The organism is Bradyrhizobium sp. USDA 4502 (assembly GCF_054063355.1).
In genome coordinates, this window is the sequence record NZ_JBSSGF010000001.1 from 8,349,104 (window position 1) to 8,365,971 (window position 16,868).

Below are 16,868 nucleotides of genomic sequence, written 5' to 3' on the forward strand. Positions count from 1 at the left end.
GCTCATCGCCGCTCGGCCTGCGCCGCGTCGCGCAGGCCGTCGCTGGTGGCGCGCAGCAGCGTCAGCAGCAGGCCGTTGAGCGGCGTCGGCACGCCGTGCCGTTCGCCGGCCGCGACGATCGCGCCGGTGAGAGCATCGGCTTCGAACGGGCGTCCCGCGACACGATCGAAATACATCGAGGTGCCGGCGTCTGGCGGATAGGTCAACAACGTCGCCAGCATCAGCTCGGCCTCGTCGGGCGCGAGCTGGGCGCCGTCGGCGCGGCCGACATTCGCGGCCTCCTCTAGGATTGCGCGGCACAGCGCCTTGACGTCCGCGCGGCGGAACACCGCCTGCCGCTGCAAGGTGAGCGCGGTGATCGGATTGGCGACCGCATTGAGCAGAAGCTTGCGCCACGCCAGCGTGGTGAAATCGGCGGAGCGCCGCACGCGCATCGCCGTGCCATCCAGCAGCGCTTCGAACGCGCGTCCGTCTGTGTCATCGGCAACCGCGAATTCATGCTCGCCGGCGCGGCGGAAACGGATGCGATCCGGCGCCAGCCGCTCGCCGTTGTAATAGACGATGGTCGGCACGACCGTGGCGGCGCCGACCAATGGCGCCAGCCGCTCCGCGTGGCCGATGCCGTTCTGCAGCACCGCGACGCGCGTCCGCGGCCCGCACAGCCTTTGCAGCCAGGGCGCGCTCGATTCCGTGTCCTGCGCCTTGGTCGACAACAACACCCAGTCGACCGGCGTAGCCGCTGCCGGATCGGTGAGGGCGCGCAGCGGCACTTCCACCGTGCCTTCCGCCCGCTCGACCGTGAGCCGATCGAGCGGGCGCCGGACACAGGCGATCACGTCATGCTTGTCGACCGCCCGCAGCAGGCCGGTGACGATGCCGCCGATGCTGCCGAGGCCGACGATGGCGATGGTCTTGCGGTCGGATGGTCCTGTCATTGCGTAACTCTGGGCTTTGCGGAGTGGGTTGCGTTGGGTTGGAAAGTGCAGGCCGCTCATGTGGCTTTCCGCCGCAGCCAACGAAGCCGCCGATCCGCGATCTTCGCAGCGCATCATCACACAATGACGCCGAGCCCGCAAAATTCGGATAGCAGGCCATCGGCAATTTCACCGGAGCCTGGCGCCGGATTGCGCTACACTCGCATCCATAAAATCAGCACGGCCTCCGCCGAGAGGCCGGCACAGACGGGAGCATGCGCATGCAGTTCAGGGTTTCGCCGACATCGCTGCAGGACAGTTCGAGCGCCGAGGAATGGCAGGCGCGGGTCGATCTCGCGGCGGCGCATCGGCTCGCCTACATCCACGGCTTTTCGGAAGGTATTTTCAACCACCTCACCTTGGTGGTGCCCGGCCGCACCGACCGCTACTACCAGATCCCGTTCGGCATGCACTGGTCGGAGGTGACAGCATCCTCCTTCATGGAGGTCGGCATCGACGATGCCGAGGTGAAGCGCGGCGAGGGTGAGGTCGAGCGCTCCTGCTTTTGCATCCATGCGCCGATCCACAAGGCGCTGCCGCAGGCCAAGGCCGTGTTCCACACCCACATGCCCTATGCGAGCGCGCTGACACGGCTCGAGGATCCGCGGATCAAGGAGATCGGCCAGACCGAGGTCGGGCTGTCGGAGGCGATCGCATATGACGACCTCTACACCGGCCCCGCGCTCGATCCCGAGGAAGGCGCGCGGCTCGCCAAGGTGATCGGCAACAAGACCATCCTGTTCATGGCCAATCACGGCATCTCGACCGTCGGCGAGACGGTCGCCGATGCCTATGACCGGCTCTATTACATCGAGCGCGCCGCACAGGTGCAGATCTACGCGATGTGGACCCAGCAGCCGCTCAAGCAATTGCCGCAGCATGTGGTGGAGAAGACCAAACGCGATTTCCGCGACGACCATCTCTACAACGGCCCGTCCCCGGCGCAGCGGCATTTCGATGCGCTGAAGCGGATGCTCGATCGCAAGGAGCCGGACTACGCGACGTAATGGGCTTGGATGGCGCTCTAACCTCCGCCGTCTCCCGGCGAAAGCCGGGACCCATTACCACAGGGTCGCGTTGTTGAAGCGCGCTGCGGCCCCAGCGTGGTGTAGCAATAATCTTCGGTGGCTATGGGTCCCGGCTTTCGCCGGGACGACAGTGGTTATGTGGCTACTGGTTTAGCCGGCTACTGGCTCGCCCACACCACGCGTGCGATCCACGCGACTTCCTCGGCATCGAGCATGCGGTCGGGGTGCTCCGGATTGAGCGACGCCAGTTCCAGCATCTTGGCGGTGCGGCGTCTCAATTCTTTCACCATCACCTCGCCGCCGGTCGTGCGCACCACCACGCGGTCGCCGCGGCGGATCGCGGTCGCGGGTGACACCACGATGATGTCACCTTCGCGATAGGCCGGTTTCATCGAGTCGCCCTCGATCTCCAGCGCATAGGCGTGTTCGTCTGATGTCGCCGGTAGCGCCACTTCATCCCAGCCCTTGCCGGCGGGAAAGCCGCTGTCGTCGAAATAGCCGCCGGCGCCGGCCTGCGCGAAGCCGATCAGCGGCACCGACTGTCCGCCGCGCGCGCCATCGCCGAGCAACTGCACGAAGGTCTCCATGCTGGCATTGCTCGCGGCCAGCGCCTTGGAGAGCGATTCGGTCGAGGGCCAGCGCTCGCGCCCGTCGCCGGTCACGCGCTTGGATTTGTTGAAGGTGGTGGGGTCGAGTCCGGACTGCTTGGCAAGGCCCGACGGCGACAGCCCGGCGCGTTCGGCGAGCCGGTCGAGCGCGGCCCAGACCTGCGCGTGGGTCAGCGGTCGGGTGGCTTTGGGCTGTTTGGCCATCGAGGTATCCCGGATGGTAGGAATTATTGCCTGAAACTTGGCGTTTTCGCAAATCTGTCGGCCGATGTGCCCTGGCACCGCTTGAGTTGCGCCGCCGCCGCCGATACGGTCCCTCGCTCGCCAGATGGCGTCTGGGGCATTTCCCCTCAAATCCGGATAAAACCCCAAGAGACTCAAGGACAAAAGGGAAGGCCGGCCCGTGCCGATGATCTACAAAATCACCCCCGCTTCGGCCTGGCGCGAGGCTGAGCGGCAGGGCGTGTACCGGGGCAGTGCCGACGACAAACGCGACGGCTTCATCCATTTTTCCACCGCCTCCCAGGTGGCCGAGACCGCGCGCAAGCACTACCACGGGCAAACCGGCCTGTTCCTGGTCGCGGTCGATGCCGATGCGCTGGGCGATGCCCTGCGCTGGGAGCGGTCGCGCAATGACGAGCTGTTCCCGCATCTCTATGGCGAACTCGACCTCGGCGCGGTCACCGAGATCCTCGACCTGCGCGCGCGCTCCGACGGTGGCCACGACGTTCCGGAGCTCAAGCCGTGATCCGTGCCTTCGACGCTTTTTCGCTGCCGCTGCTGCGTTGGTTCGATCCCGAAGATGCCCATCGCATGGCGATCCAGGGCCTGAAGCTGCTGCCGCCGATCCGGCAGCGGCCGGATGACCCCAAGCTCGCGGTGCGTGCCTTCGGACTCAACTTTCCAAATCCGATCGGCATGGCGGCGGGTTTTGACAAGAGCGCGGAGGTGCCCGACGCGCTGCTGCGGCTCGGCTTCGGCTTTGTCGAGATCGGCTCGGTGACGCCGAAGCCGCAAGGCGGCAACCCGCGGCCGCGGCTGTTTCGCCTGGAGCGCGACGAGGCCGTCATCAACCGCATGGGCTTCAACAATGACGGTGCGGAGGCCGTGCTGCGGCGGCTCGCCGCGCGCGCCAGCGCCGGCGGCATCGTCGGGGTCAATGTCGGGGCCAACAAGGATTCGCCCGACCGCGCAGCCGATTATGTGAAGCTGATCGAGACGTTTGCGCCGGTCGCGAGCTATTTCACCGTCAATGTCTCCTCGCCGAACACGCCCGGCCTGCGCAATCTGCAGCAATCGGCGGCGCTCGACGATCTGCTGGCGCGGGTCATCGATACCCGCGAGCGCGTGCGCAAGAACGCCGGCGATTCGCCGGTCCTGCTCAAGATCGCGCCCGACCTCAGCCTCGCCGAGCTCGACGACGTCGTGCACATCGCCCGCTCGCGCCGCGTCGACGGCATGATCGTCGCCAACACCACGCTGGCGCGGCCCTCGACCTTGCGCGAGGAGAATCGCGCCAAGGAGCAGGGCGGCCTGTCGGGCCGTCCGCTGTTCCGGCTGTCGACGCGGATGGTGGCCGAGACCTATGTCCGTGTCGAAGGCGCGTTTCCGCTGATCGGCGTCGGCGGCATCGATAGCGGCGGCGCCGCACTGACCAAGATCCGTGCCGGGGCCAGCCTGATCCAGCTCTATTCCTCGCTGGTCTACAAGGGCCTTGGCCTCGTCGACGACATCAAGCGCGATCTGTCCTCGACCCTGCTGCGCACCGGCCGCGACTCGCTGTCGGAAATCGTCGGCGCCGATGCGGCGACGATTACAGCCGAGGAGTGGCCGGTGAGGTAGGTGCGGGTAGCCCGGATGAAGCGAAATCCGGCTGCGCCCTAACCTCCCCTTGAAAAGGGGAGGTCGCTTTGCTCGCCAGAGCAAAGCGGGTGGGGATCAGCTCTCTCCATGAGCTGCGTCGCCTGTGGCTGACCCCCATCCCGACCTTCCCCCTTTCAGGCAGGGGTGTCCGGGGAATGATTCACTGTGTCGCGGTGCATGCTCGGCAGGACCGAGGCAAATCGGTCTTTTCTGGTTGTCGAGACACAGAGGGCCGAGCATGCGATATCGCGGTAGCATTTTTGGAAGGCTGCTTGAACCGATCAATCGACGGCAGTTTCAGACGGTTGTGGATCGTCTGGACGGGGATGCCTACGACAAGTCGTTCAGGAGCTGGGATCATCTGGTGGCGCTGATCTATGCCCAGCTTAGCGGCAACAGCAGTCTGCGCGGGGTGGTGACTGGCTTCAACGCCAATTCGCAGCATCACTATCACTTGGGAACCGGCAAGCTGTCGCGCTCGACGTTGTCCGATGCCAATGCCCGCCGTCCGATCGGCATTTTCGCGCAAACCTTTGCGGCGCTGTCGGCGATGGCGCGTCGCCAGCTGCGGAGTGAAGGCATGGAGATGGTGCGTCTGATCGACGCCAGTCCGATCCCGCTCGGCAAGGTCTGCAGTTGGGCGACGTGGAACGGCCGCATCCGCGGCATGAAGCTGCATGTCGTCTACGACCCAAGGAGCGATGTCCCGACCTGCGTCGAGATGACGGCCGCGAACGTCAATGACATCGAGATCGGCCGACAGACCCCAATCCAGCCCGCCACCACCTATGTGTTTGACAAGGGCTATTGCCGTTTCGACTGGTGGCAGAAGATCAATGATAGCAAGGCTTTCTTCGTTACCCGGGCGAAGACGAGCATCCGTCTTCGCTCGCTCAGGCATCGCGCCATCCGCAAGCGTAACGGGGATGGCTTCGAAATCCTTGCCGATGACGAGGTGAAGCTCACCAGCAAGGGCGATTCGCGCCTTCCAATCCCGCTCCGCCGCATCAAGATCAGACGCGAGAAAGGCGGCAAGATCACACTCCTGACCAACGACCTTGCCCGTAGCGCCGTCGAGATCGCCGCCCTCTACAAGAGCCGATGGCAAATCGAGCTGCTGTTCCGCTGGATCAAGCAGCATCTCGATATTCGCAAGTTCCTCGGCGCCAACGACAACGCGATCCGCCTTCAGGTGCTCGCTGCGATGATTGCCTACCTGCTGCTGCGCATCGCCGCTCACACCAACTGCATCAAAATGCTCCCGCTCAGGTTCGCCGAACTCGTCGGCCAGCTCCTGCTCTCGCGTCGATCCCTCGCTGCCATCGACAAACCTCCGCCCATCAACCCCAGCCGTCGGAAATCAACCATCTCACCTGACCAGATGGAGCTCCGCTATGCCTGAATTTCCCCGGACACCCCTGCCTGAAAGGGGGAAGGGGAAGAGAACTTCGTAGCCCGGATTGCGCTTCGCTCCATCCGGGCTACGGACTTACGCCGTCTTGAACGTCTTCCGCAGCAGCGCCGGATAGCGCAGGCCCTGCAGGCCGCCGCGCGCGACGTAGAAGCCGAGCAGCGCGATCCACAGGCCGGTGTTGCCGAACGAGCTGAGCGCCCACCAGGTGGCGAGGAAGATCGCAAGCGAGGCCAGCATCAGATTGCGCATCTCGCGCGCCCAGGTGGCGCCGACATAGATGCCGTCGAAGCCGAACGCGAACACGCCGGGCAGGGGTGCCAGGATCACGAACGGCAGGAACTCGCGCGCATAGCGGCGCACGTCGTCGCTGGTCGTCATCAAATTGATCAGCGCCGGTCCGAACAGTGCGAACAGCACCGACACCACCAGCGCAAAGCCGATCCCCCACAGCAGCACCAGCCGGGTCGAATCGGAAAAGCCGCGTGGATCGCGTGCGCCGAAGGCGCGGCCGCACAGCTGTTGGGCGGCATTGGCGAGGCCGTCGAGGAAGAAGGCGCTCACCAGCAGGAAATTGTTCAGCACCGAATTCGCCGCCAGCGTCACGTCGCCTTCGCGCGCGCCCTTGGCGGTGAAAAACAGGAACACGACGATCAGCGCCGCGGTGCGGACCATGATGTCGCGATTGACCGCCAGCATGCGCATCAGCTTGGCGCGGTCGAACAGCGTGGCCGCGGGCACCGCGAAGCCGCCTTGCGAGATCCGCCAGGCCACGACGATGCCGACAGCGAAACCGGCGGTCTCGGCGAGCACGGCGGCGATCGCGGCACCGGCGATGCCGGTGCCGTAGACCTGCACCAGCAGCACGGTCGCGGCCATGTTGATCAAATTGATCACGATCTGCAGCGCCAGCGCCAGATTGGCGCGGGCCTGGCCGACCAGCCAGCCGAGGATGACGTAATTGGCGAGCGCCAGCGGCGCCGACCAGATCCGGATCATGAAATAGGCTTTGGCCGCGCGCGTGACGCCTTCGCTGCCGCCCATCAGCTGAAACGTGACCGCGGCGAGCGGCACCTGCAGCGCGATCAGCGCCGCGCCGATCAGGCCGGCGACGATGAAGCCGCGCACCAGGATGGCGGCATATTCCTTGATCTCGCCGGCGCCCTGCGCCTGTGCGGTGAAGGCCAGCGTGCTCATGCGCAGGAAGGCGAACAGCCAGAACAGGCAGTCGAAGATCACCGAGGCCATCGCCACGCCGCCGAGCAGCGCGGCGTCGTCGAGGCGGCCGATCGCGGTGGTCGAGACGATGCCGATCAGCGGCGTGGTCAGGTTGGCGACCATCGCGGGGCCGGCGATGGCGAACACCTGACGCGTCGTGATCTTCGGGTGGATGGGTGCGTGCATGGCTACAATTGCAAGGAATATCCGTTTCTATCGCGACATCCGTCGCGCGACCATGCCGGAATTGTTCTCAGAGCAATGCGATGGCGGAAGATCGGCGGGCAAGGCATTGCATGGTCAGAGCGCCACGACCATGCCGTCGCTCGCCGCCGTGTAGGGCAAATCGTCGATGCGGCCGAGCATGTCGTCGCTCATATGGGTCAGCACCACGCGCCTGGCGTTGATGGCGGGCAAATGCGCTTCCAGCGTCTTCAGGCTGAGATGGTTCTTGACCATCTTGTCGTAGGTATAGGCTTCGGCGATGAAGAGGTCGGCGTCCTGCGCCGCCGGGATCAGCGCGTCGGTCCATTCGGTGTCGGCGCTGTAGCTGATGATGCGGCCTTCCGCCTCGACGCGGTACGCGAAGAACGGCCCGCCGGACTCGCCATGCACGACAGGGTAGGGCGTCACGGTCACCTCGCCGAAGCTGCGCGTTTCGCGCGGCGCCAGCGTAACGACGGATAGATCGAAGCGTTGTTTGGTTTTGGAGGAATGCTCGAACATCACCTCCATCACCGCAGGCAGTTTCGTTTCGATGCCTTCGGGCCCGGCGATCACCAGCGGCCGGGTGCGGCGGGAGAACTGCGCGTCGAGCAGGAAGAACGGCAGGCCGGCAAAATGGTCGCCGTGGAAATGCGTGATCAGGATCAGGTCGATTGCGTCGCGGTCGATCTCGAGCCGCTTCATCGCCGGCAGCGACGAGGCGCCGCAATCGATCAGGAAATTGCTGCGCGCGCCGCTGACGTGGAAACAGGTGTTGAAGCGGCCGCCGGAGCCGAATGCATCGCCGCAGCCGACAAATCGCAATTGCATCGGCTGCGAACTCCCTGAGATCAGCGGCCGCGCGGCGCGCCGAACAGCCGCGACAACAGCCAGATCGGAATCACGATGACGGCGCCGAGCAGGAAGTAGCGCCAGGCCCAGTTGATCGCGTCGAAGCCGAAATCCCAGATGCTCTGGAACAGCCTGCGGATGCTGTTGAGGATGTTCCATGGATCGAGGCCGATCGCGGCGAGCACGACACCGACCAGAATCGACAGCAGAATCAACCGGAACGCCACAGAGAGCGGCGATCCGCCGAGAAAGCGGTACAGGCCGTCACTCCGGCCGGCCGGCAAGTCCCGGATGTCGTTTGGCATTGCTGTCTCCAATAGCGTTTTCGCGCGAAGTGGGCACCGGTTCGCGTGAAGAAAACGCGTCAAAACAAAACCTAGACCTCGGTTCCGATTCCATCAGAACCGAGGTCTAACGGAATCGCCCGCATTATAGGTCACGGCGGTGCACATGGGAAACCCGCGCACCGCGATCAATGGCTGTCATGCGCGCTTGGGATTTAACTTCCTGTCATGGAGATTAACATCCGTTCAAGCGTCTCCAGCCGGTCGGCTTCGCGCGGCGGCTTGTCCCAGCGCAGGCGGCTGATCCGGGGGAAGCGCATTGCGACGCCGGACTTGTGACGCGGCGAGCGCTGCAAGCCCTCGAAGGCGACCTCCAGCACCAGCCCCTGATCCGGCTCATGCACGACATGCCGCACCGGGCCGAACTTCTCGGTGGTGTTGCGGCGGACGAAGCGGTCGATCTGCAACAGCTCCTCGTCGGTGAAGCCGAAATAGGCCTTGCCGACCGGCACCAGCTCGTCGCCATCATCGCCATGGGTCCAGACCCCGAACGTATAGTCGGAGTAATAGGACGAGCGCTTGCCGTGGCCGCGCTGGGCATACATCAGCACCGCGTCGATGATGTGCGGATCGCGCTTCCACTTCCACCACGGACCTTTCGGCCGTCCAGGCAGATAGGGCGCGTCGCGCCGCTTCAGCATCACGCCTTCGACCGCGTCGGCATCGTCGCCGGCGCCGGCGCTCTTGGGATCGGCACGCGCCGCGGCTAGCTCTTCCCAGCTCGCGAACGGGACGGTCGGCGACAGATCGATGCGCGGATCATTCAGCTTGGCGACGAAGGCTTCGAGATGCGCGCGGCGTTCGGTGAAGGGCAGCTCGCGCAGATCGTTCTCGTCGTCGCCGAGCAGGTCGTAGGCGCGCAGGTGGATCGGAAATTCCTTGATCAGCTTCGGCGAAACGACCTTGCGGTTCAGCCGCTGTTGCAACACGTTGAAGGTCTGCACGCGGCCGTCGCGCAGCACCAGCAACTCGCCGTCGATCGCGCCGGGCAGATACAGCGACGGCACCAGATCCGGAAAGCTGCCGGTGATATCCTCGCCGGTGCGCGAATAGAGCCGCGCCTGGACGTGGCCGCGCGCATCGCGGCCGGACACCGCCTGCACCCGGATGCCGTCCCATTTCCATTCCGCGCTGAAATCGGCGGCGTCGAGGTTGGCGAAATCGCCATCCTCGATCGCATGCGCCAGCATCACCGGGCGGAACGGCGCAGGGTCGCGGTTGACCGGTTTGTCTCCGCGGCCCTCGAGCCAGGCGAATAGGTCGAGATAGGGCGGCGACAGGCCCGGCCACAGCAGCTCGATCTCGTGCGGGTCTTTGTCGCCGAGCGCCGCCGCCGCGGTCTTCGCCAGCCGCGCCGAGATCCCGATCCGCATCGCGCCGGTGACGAGCTTCAAGAGCGCCCAGCGCCCGGTCTCGTCGAGCTCGTCCAGCCAGCGCGCCAGCTGCGCCGGCAGCTCGGCCTTGCCGAGCGTGCGCAGCGTGATGACGACATCAGTCAGCGTCGGGGGAGGCGGGTTGTTGTGGCCCGGCAGCTCCGCCTTCGGCCACATCAGCGCGACCGTCTCCGAGAGGTCGCCGACGTAATCATAGGAGTAGCCGAACAGCACCGGGTCGGCGCGTTCGGTGATCAGGTCGCGGATCAGGCCGGGCTTGGCGTGCTTGAACGACAGCGCGCCGGTCAGCGCCGCCAGCGCGTAGCCGCGGTCGGGGTCCTCGGTCTCGCGGAAATAGGCGACCAGCAGCTTGATCTTGTTGTTGCGGCCGGGCTCGTAGGCGAGGCGGTCGAGCAGCTCGGCAAAACGGTTCATGTTTCCGCCTCGCCGGCGAGCTGGGCCTCGCCGGTCAGTGCGGCCGTCTCGCCTTCATCCTCGTCGCCATAGCCGACCAGATCGAGCGGCCGCGCGGCAAGGCCTTTGGTCTTGCACCAATGCACCAGCGCATCTTCCTGGCCGTGGGTGACCCAGATCTCGCCGGCGCCGGTCGCCGCGATCGTCGCCGTCAGCCCATCCCAGTCCGCATGATCTGATATCACCAGCGGCAGCTCGACGCCGCCCTGCCGGGCCCGGGCGCGCACGCGCATCCAGCCCGAGGCGAATGCGGTGACTGGATCGGGAAAGCGGCGCGTCCAGACATCGGATGTCGCGCTTGGCGGCGCCAGCGTGATGGTGCCGGCAAGCTCGGCTTTCTTCATGCCGCGCGCGGGCCGGAGCTCGCCGAGCGCAATGCCGCGCTCCTGATAGTAATAAGTGATCTTCTCCATCGCGCCATGCAGGTAGATCGGCGCGTCGTAGCCGGCCTCGCGCAGCAGCGCGATCACGCGCTGCGCCTTGCCGAGCGAATAGGCGCCGACCAGATGCGCGCGCTCCGGGAACAGTTTGACCGAGGCCAGCAGCTTGTTTACTTCGCCGGCGGCATCGCCATGGCGGAACACCGGCAATCCAAACGTCGCCTCTGATATGAAGACGTCGCAGGGCACCAGCTCGAACGGCGCGCAGGTCGGGTCGCGCGCATCCTTGTAGTCGCCGGAGGCGACGATGCGGGTGTCCTTGCAGGTCACCGATATCTGGGCGGAGCCCAGCACGTGGCCAGCGGGATGAAACGTCACCGCGACGTCGCCGAGCCTGATCTCCTCGCCATAGGCGATCGCCTGCGTCGAGCCGGCGAAATTCTCGCCATAGCGCAGCCGCATCATGTCGAGCGTTTCCTGGGTCGCGAGCACCGCGCCGTGACCCGCCCGCGCATGGTCGGAATGGCCATGGGTGATCAGTGCCCGCTCGACCGGCCTGACAGGATCGATGTGGAAGCCGCCGGGCTTGCAGCAAAGCCCGGCCGGGACGGGCATCAGGATGTCTTGCGGGCGCATCGTCCCTATATAGGCGCTCGATCTGCGATGTTTAGCCGGATCCGCGGGCTTGACCCGTGCATCCATCTCCGGAAAAAGTCCGTGCTTTGATGGATGGCCGGACCCGGCCGAGATTGGTTCCTTAAAGCGAATGGCCCCCCGCCTGTTTCTGTCCTCCGGCGACCTCGTCGCTGACCGCCGCTACGAGTTCGCGCGCGACCTGCAATTGAAGGGCGATCTGCCGGCCGCCGCCGAGCTGCTCGAACAGGCGATCGAGCTCGTGCCGAAATTCCCGTCGGCCTGGTACACGCTGGGCAAGATCCGCCTGGAGCTCGGTCAGCGCGATGCCGCGATCGCAGCGTTCCGCGGCGCGCGCGACGCCGATCCCGAAGACCGTCATGGCGCCGGCCTTCGTCTGATGCAGCTCGGCGTCGAGGCCGTCAGCGCGATGCCGCCGGGCTATGTCCAGACGCTGTTCGATCAATATGCGCCGCGCTTCGAGGCCGCGCTGGTCGGCGATCTCGGCTATCGCGGCCCGGCACTGCTGTTCAAGGCGGTGCTGTCGGTGCGTGCGGGCGCAAAGAAACCGGCCTTCTTCAAGCGTGCGATCGATCTCGGCTGCGGCACCGGGCTGGCGGCCGGCGCATTCGCCCGGCATGTCGATCGCTTCATCGGCATCGACCTGTCGCCGCGCATGATCGACAAGGCGCGCGCCACCGGCCTCTATGCCGAGCTCGAGGTCGACGACATGTTGAAGGCCGTTTCGGCCAAACGCGAGGCCAGCGCCGAATTGATCCTGGCCGCCGATGCAATGGTCTATGTCGCCGATCTCGCGCCGGTGCTCGCCGAGGCCAGCCGCGTCCTGGTGGCGGGCGGCGTGCTCGCCTTCACGGCCGAGACCCATGACGGCGAAGGCGTCATCATCGGCGAGGGACTGCGCTACGCCCACAGTGCAGCTTACGTGCGCGACTCCGTCGCTGCCGCGGGGCTGACGCTGGCCCAGCTCGACGATCTCTCGGCGCGCAATGAAGACAATATCCCGGCACCCGGACTCGTCGCCGTCGCGGTCAAGCCGTGACCGCTTCGCCTTCTCCCACAAGGGGAGAAGGGAAGAGTCATTCACGTTACGCACCCAAACTTGAGTCTACACGCTACGCATTTGCCGCGACGCGGCATTGCGCCGCAAAGTCATGACTTCGCGCTTGCCCGGCGCAGGGCGGAATGCGAGAGAGCTTTTCGTCTCAGGGAGAGAAATAATGAAAAAACATACACGGCGCGAGTTCGGCGCCACTGCATTGTCCGTGATCGCCGCGTCCGTGCTGCCCGCGCCTTTCGTCCGGGCCGCCGACAAGAAGTACGATCCGGGTGCGAGCGACACCGAGATCAAGCTCGGCCAGACCGTGCCGCATTCCGGCCCCGGCTCGCTCTATGGTGTGCTCGGCCGCGTCGGCGAAGCCTATTTCCAGATGCTGAACGACAAGGGCGGCATCAACGGCCGCAAGGTGAAATTCCTCACCATGGACGACGCCTACAGCGCGCCGAAATGCGTCGAGGCGACGCGCCGTCTGGTCGAGCAGGAGGAGGTGCTGGCGCTGTATGGCTCGCTCGGCACCGCGCCGCAGACCTCCGTGCACAAATATCTCAATTCCAAGGGCGTGCCGCAGCTTCTGCTCAACACCGGCGCCTCGAAGTGGAACGACCCGAAGAATTTCAAATGGACCATGGCGGGCCTGCCGCTCTATCCGACCGAGGCACGCGTTCTCGCCAAGCACGTCGTCAGCGTGAAGCCGAACGCCAAGGTCGGCATCCTCTACCAGAACGATGATTTCGGCCGCGACTTCCTCGGGCCGTTCAAGAAGGTGCTGGCCGATGCCGGCGGCAAGGCACAGGTGATCATGGAGCAGACCTACGATCTCACCGATCCGACGGTCGATTCGCAGCTCATCAATCTCTCGAAGTCGGGCGCCGACGTCTTCTACAACATCACCACCGGCAAGGCGACGTCGCAGTCGATCCGCAAGGTGACCGAGCTCGGCTGGAAGCCGCTGCAATTGCTGTCGGCGGGCTCGACCGGTCGCTCGATCCTGAGCGCCGCTGGCCTCGAGAACGCCAAGGACATCGTCGCGATCCGCTACAACAAGGAAGTCGGCGTGCCGCGCTACGAGAAGGATCCGGACGTGATCGCGTTCGAGGAGCTGCGCAAGAAGTACCTGCCGAACATCGACCCCGATAACACCATCGCCTTCGCGGGCTACGGCCAGGCGGCGACGATGGGCGAAATCCTGCGCCGCTGCGGCGACGATCTGACCCGCGCCAACGTGCTGAAGCACGCCACGACGCTCGCCGGCTTCCACTCGCCCTATTTCCTTGAAGGCATCAATTACAGCTACACGCCCGACGACTACACGCCGATGAAGACGCTCTATGTCTCGATCTTCAACGGCAAGGATTGGGACCTCTCCGGCCAGCCGATGACAGAGTAGTTGGGTAAGCCTCGCTCTCTCGTCCCCCTCGCCCCGCTCTTGCGGGGAGAGGGCGGGGTGAGGGGCTTCCCTCCGCGAGGCGGTGCGAGTTGTAAGACCTGTACCCCCTCACCCGGAAATTCAAGCTGCGCTTGAATTCCGACCTCTCCCCGCAGGCGGGGCGAGGTGACATCCAGGCGCTTCGCAGCGCACGGAGCGCGCTGGTAGTCCTGCCACCTGCCGCCATTTCCGCTCCGCCCTCGACGAAGCCGCCTGAACCACCTACCTCTTGGGCGTGTCGACGCTCGATCTCTTTTCCGTTCCGCCGTCGGAAACGGCCGATCTCCTGCCGCGCCGGTTTCGCGACTGGTTTGCCTCACGCGGCTGGTCGCCGCGCGAGCATCAGCTCGCGCTGCTGGCGAAAGCGCGCGAGCAGCGCTCGGCGCTGCTGATCGCGCCCACCGGAGCGGGCAAGACGCTGGCGGGGTTCTTGCCGACACTGGTGGAGTTGAGTGGAGAGGGGCAGGGCAAGAACTCTTACCTCCCCCTGAAAGGGGGAGGTCGGCACGCTCGGGGGCGCACTAGCGCAACCGAGCGCGACGGGTGGGGGTCAGCCGCGGGCACGGAGCGAGCGGCTGACCCCCACCCCAACCCTCCCCCTTTCAGGGGGAGGGAGCCCGACGATCTCGCAAGCGACGAAATTGAATCGAAGACGGTTCGCCCAGCCCTTATCTCCACCGGCCGCGGTGTTCGCCGCAGCGGCGGGCTGCACACGCTTTACATCTCGCCGCTGAAAGCGCTCGCGGTCGATATCGCGCGCAATCTGGAGACGCCGGTCGCCGAGATGGGGCTGCCGATCAGGATCGAGACCCGCACCGGCGACACGCCGGTGTCGCGGCGGCAGCGGCAGCGGCGCTATCCGCCCGACATCCTGCTCACCACGCCGGAGCAGCTGGCGCTGCTGCTGGCATCCGACGACGCGCCGTTCCTGTTCTCTTCGCTGAAGCGCATCGTGCTCGACGAGCTGCATGCGCTCGTCACCTCCAAGCGCGGCGATCTATTGTCGCTCGGACTTGCGCGGCTCTGGACCATCGCGCCGCAGATCCGCGCCATCGGCCTCTCGGCGACGGTCGCCGAGCCGGAGCAGCTCGCGCGCTTCCTGGTGCCGCAGCCCGGTGGCCAGAATGCATCCGCCGACGTCGTCACCGCCGGCGGCGCCGCACCGCCGGTGGTCGAGATGCTCGACACCAGGGAGCGGCTGCCGTGGTCCGGCCACAGCGCGCGCCATGCGCTGCCCGAGGTCTACGAGCTGATCAAGCGCAACAAGACCACGCTGGTGTTCGTCAACACCCGCAGCCAGGCCGAGATGCTGTTCCAGGATCTCTGGCGCATGAATGACGACGGGCTGGCGATCGCGTTGCATCACGGCTCGCTCGACGTCGCGCAGCGCCGCAAGGTCGAGGACGCGATGGCCGCCGGAAAACTGCGCGGCGTGGTCTGCACCTCCTCGCTCGATCTCGGTGTCGACTGGGGCGATGTCGATCTCGTCATCAATATCGGCGCGCCGAAAGGTTCGTCGCGGCTGATGCAGCGGATCGGCCGCGCCAACCACCGCTTCGACGAGGCCTCGCGCGCCGTGCTGGTGCCGGCCAACCGCTTCGAGGTGCTGGAATGCCGTGTCGCGATCGACGCGATCGCCGAGAATGCGCAGGACACGCCGCCGCTGCGCTCGGGCGCGCTCGACGTGCTGGCCCAGCACGTGCTCGGCTGCGCCTGCGGCAAGCCGTTTCTGTCCGATGAACTCTATGATGAGGTCCGGACCGCAGCGCCCTATGCATCGCTCGCACGCACCGATTTCGACGATGTCGTCGATTTCGTCGCCACCGGCGGCTACGCACTGAAGACCTATGAGCGTTTCGCGCGCATCAAGCAGGACAAGCAGGGCCGCTGGCGCGTCACCAATCCCAAGGTGCGGCAGAGCTATCGTCTCAACGTCGGCACCATTGTCGAGGAGACCATGCTGAAGGTGCGGCTGGTGCGCTCGCGCGCCGGCGGTAGCGGATCGACCGGCGCGATCGCGCGCGGCGGCCGGATGCTCGGCGAGATCGAGGAGGTCTTCATCGAGGGCCTCGTGCCCGGCGACACTTTTGTCTTTGGCGGTGAGGTGGTGCGCTACGAGGCCTTGGTTGAAGACCAGGTCTATGTCTCCCGCACCAATGATAAAGATGCAAAAGTGCCGTCCTATATGGGCGGCAAGTTCCCGCTCTCGACCTATCTCGCCGAACGCGTCCGCAAGCTGCTCGACAACAGCCGGGCCTGGAACGCGCTGCCGGACCAGGTGCACGACTGGCTGTCGCTGCAGCGAAAATTCTCGCGTGTGCCGGCGGTGCGCGAGCTATTGGTCGAGACCTTTCCGCGCGGCGGCAGCCATTATCTGGTCTGCTATCCCTTCGAGGGCCGGCTCGCGCATCAGACGCTCGGCATGCTGCTGACCCGCCGGCTGGAGCGCGCCCGCGCCCGTCCGCTCGGCTTCGTCGCCAACGAGTATGCGCTTGCGGTCTGGGGCGTCGGCGATCTCTCCTTCATGATCCGGCACGGCAAGCTCGATCTCAACGCGCTGTTCGATCCCGACATGCTCGGCGATGACCTCGAGGCGTGGCTTGCGGAATCGGCGCTGATGAAGCGCACCTTCCGCAACTGCGCCATCATCTCCGGCCTGATCGCGCGACGCTTCACCGACGAGGAGAAGTCGCGCCGCCAGGTGCTGTTCTCGACCGACCTGATCTACGACGTGCTGCGCAAGCACCAGGCCGACCATGTGCTGCTGCGCGCCGCGCGCGGCGATGCCGCCACGGGATTGCTCGATCTTCGCCGTCTCAGCGACATGCTTTCGCGCATCCACGGCCGAATCACCCACAAGGACCTCGACCACGTTTCTCCGCTTGCCGTCCCCGCGCTGCTGGAAATCGGCCGCGAGTCAGTTTATGGCGAAGCATCCGACGAGCTCCTGGCCGAGGCGGCCGAGGAACTCGTGCGGGAGGCGACGACGTAACGCTGGTATT

General features: G+C 65.6%; 14 protein-coding genes. 7 read left to right on the forward strand and 7 right to left on the reverse strand.

All coding sequences use genetic code 11. The features are described 5' to 3' along the window. Window positions 1–2 precede the first annotated feature (2 nt). A complete protein-coding gene (locus tag ACVW1B_RS38865; RefSeq protein WP_456777907.1) occupies window positions 3–935 on the reverse strand; it encodes a 2-dehydropantoate 2-reductase in 933 nt (310 codons plus the stop codon). 260 nt (window positions 936–1,195) lie between these two features. Between ACVW1B_RS38865 and ACVW1B_RS38870 the strand changes: the two genes are divergently transcribed. Further along, entirely contained in the window at window positions 1,196–1,981 is a 786-nt protein-coding gene (locus ACVW1B_RS38870) for a class II aldolase/adducin family protein (protein WP_456777906.1), read from the forward strand. A 179-nt stretch (window positions 1,982–2,160) separates the two neighbouring features. Here ACVW1B_RS38870 and ACVW1B_RS38875 read toward each other — a convergent pair whose 3' ends face one another. Next, complete coding sequence (locus tag ACVW1B_RS38875; RefSeq protein WP_016844853.1) at window positions 2,161–2,814, reverse strand: S24 family peptidase; 654 nt, start codon at window positions 2,812–2,814, stop codon at window positions 2,161–2,163. Between the two features lie 199 nt (window positions 2,815–3,013). Here ACVW1B_RS38875 and ACVW1B_RS38880 point away from each other — a divergent pair, with 199 nt between their 5' ends. The 3 genes from ACVW1B_RS38880 to ACVW1B_RS38890 all read left to right on the forward strand — a co-directional run bounded on the left by ACVW1B_RS38880 (window position 3,014) and on the right by ACVW1B_RS38890 (window position 5,875). Then, window positions 3,014–3,358: a DUF952 domain-containing protein gene (locus tag ACVW1B_RS38880; protein ID WP_028334591.1), complete on the forward strand. Its 345-nt coding sequence runs from the start codon at window positions 3,014–3,016 to the stop codon at window positions 3,356–3,358. Further along, the gene (locus ACVW1B_RS38885; protein ID WP_225642147.1) at window positions 3,355–4,452 is read left to right on the forward strand and encodes a quinone-dependent dihydroorotate dehydrogenase; all 1,098 of its coding nucleotides are present in this window, start codon (window positions 3,355–3,357) and stop codon (window positions 4,450–4,452) included. Before ACVW1B_RS38880 ends, ACVW1B_RS38885 begins: the two co-directional genes overlap by 4 nt. 259 nt (window positions 4,453–4,711) lie before the next feature. After that, window positions 4,712–5,875, forward strand: a complete 1,164-nt coding sequence (locus ACVW1B_RS38890) for an IS4 family transposase (protein ID WP_456822707.1) — start codon at window positions 4,712–4,714, stop codon at window positions 5,873–5,875. 87 nt (window positions 5,876–5,962) lie between these two features. Here ACVW1B_RS38890 and ACVW1B_RS38895 read toward each other — a convergent pair whose 3' ends face one another. The 5 genes from ACVW1B_RS38895 to ACVW1B_RS38915 all read right to left on the reverse strand — a co-directional run bounded on the left by ACVW1B_RS38895 (window position 5,963) and on the right by ACVW1B_RS38915 (window position 11,365). After that, window positions 5,963–7,288 (reverse strand): MATE family efflux transporter, encoded by a 1,326-nt coding sequence (locus ACVW1B_RS38895; RefSeq protein WP_456777905.1) that lies wholly within the window; start codon window positions 7,286–7,288, stop codon window positions 5,963–5,965. Window positions 7,289–7,402: 114 nt separating this feature from the next. Then, on the reverse strand, window positions 7,403–8,137 hold the full coding sequence (locus ACVW1B_RS38900) for an MBL fold metallo-hydrolase (protein ID WP_456777904.1): 735 nt from the start codon (window positions 8,135–8,137) through the stop codon (window positions 7,403–7,405). Between the two features lie 20 nt (window positions 8,138–8,157). Then, on the reverse strand, window positions 8,158–8,463 hold the full coding sequence (locus ACVW1B_RS38905; RefSeq protein ID WP_028334595.1) for a DUF6460 domain-containing protein: 306 nt from the start codon (window positions 8,461–8,463) through the stop codon (window positions 8,158–8,160). 194 nt (window positions 8,464–8,657) lie between these two features. Next, window positions 8,658–10,310: a cisplatin damage response ATP-dependent DNA ligase gene (locus ACVW1B_RS38910; RefSeq protein WP_456822872.1), complete on the reverse strand. Its 1,653-nt coding sequence runs from the start codon at window positions 10,308–10,310 to the stop codon at window positions 8,658–8,660. Further along, complete coding sequence (locus ACVW1B_RS38915) at window positions 10,307–11,365, reverse strand: ligase-associated DNA damage response exonuclease (RefSeq protein ID WP_456777902.1); 1,059 nt, start codon at window positions 11,363–11,365, stop codon at window positions 10,307–10,309. Before ACVW1B_RS38915 ends, ACVW1B_RS38910 begins: the two co-directional genes overlap by 4 nt. Window positions 11,366–11,495: 130 nt before the next feature. Here ACVW1B_RS38915 and ACVW1B_RS38920 point away from each other — a divergent pair, with 130 nt between their 5' ends. The 3 genes from ACVW1B_RS38920 (at window position 11,496) to ACVW1B_RS38930 (ending at window position 16,858) form a co-directional block, all read left to right on the forward strand. Then, window positions 11,496–12,422 (forward strand): methyltransferase domain-containing protein, encoded by a 927-nt coding sequence (locus ACVW1B_RS38920; RefSeq protein WP_456777901.1) that lies wholly within the window; start codon window positions 11,496–11,498, stop codon window positions 12,420–12,422. Window positions 12,423–12,600: 178 nt separating this feature from the next. Further along, the gene (locus tag ACVW1B_RS38925) at window positions 12,601–13,827 is read left to right on the forward strand and encodes an ABC transporter substrate-binding protein (protein ID WP_176937109.1); all 1,227 of its coding nucleotides are present in this window, start codon (window positions 12,601–12,603) and stop codon (window positions 13,825–13,827) included. A gap of 274 nt (window positions 13,828–14,101) precedes the next feature. Beyond that, window positions 14,102–16,858 carry a ligase-associated DNA damage response DEXH box helicase gene (locus tag ACVW1B_RS38930; protein WP_456781781.1) on the forward strand — a complete coding sequence of 919 codons (2,757 nt, stop codon included), beginning with the start codon at window positions 14,102–14,104 and terminating at the stop codon, window positions 16,856–16,858. Window positions 16,859–16,868 lie beyond the last annotated feature (10 nt).

Coding starts and splice junctions, on each gene's coding strand:
- ACVW1B_RS38865 (WP_456777907.1), bottom strand. CDS start 935: ATGACAGGACCATCCGACCGCAAGACCATCGCCATCGTCGGCCTCGGC.
- ACVW1B_RS38870 (WP_456777906.1), top strand. CDS start 1,196: ATGCAGTTCAGGGTTTCGCCGACATCGCTGCAGGACAGTTCGAGCGCC.
- ACVW1B_RS38875 (WP_016844853.1), bottom strand. CDS start 2,814: ATGGCCAAACAGCCCAAAGCCACCCGACCGCTGACCCACGCGCAGGTC.
- ACVW1B_RS38890 (WP_456822707.1), top strand. CDS start 4,712: ATGCGATATCGCGGTAGCATTTTTGGAAGGCTGCTTGAACCGATCAAT.
- ACVW1B_RS38895 (WP_456777905.1), bottom strand. CDS start 7,288: ATGCACGCACCCATCCACCCGAAGATCACGACGCGTCAGGTGTTCGCC.
- ACVW1B_RS38900 (WP_456777904.1), bottom strand. CDS start 8,137: ATGCAATTGCGATTTGTCGGCTGCGGCGATGCATTCGGCTCCGGCGGC.
- ACVW1B_RS38905 (WP_028334595.1), bottom strand. CDS start 8,463: ATGCCAAACGACATCCGGGACTTGCCGGCCGGCCGGAGTGACGGCCTG.
- ACVW1B_RS38910 (WP_456822872.1), bottom strand. CDS start 10,310: ATGAACCGTTTTGCCGAGCTGCTCGACCGCCTCGCCTACGAGCCCGGC.
- ACVW1B_RS38915 (WP_456777902.1), bottom strand. CDS start 11,365: ATGCGCCCGCAAGACATCCTGATGCCCGTCCCGGCCGGGCTTTGCTGC.
- ACVW1B_RS38920 (WP_456777901.1), top strand. CDS start 11,496: ATGGCCCCCCGCCTGTTTCTGTCCTCCGGCGACCTCGTCGCTGACCGC.
- ACVW1B_RS38925 (WP_176937109.1), top strand. CDS start 12,601: ATGAAAAAACATACACGGCGCGAGTTCGGCGCCACTGCATTGTCCGTG.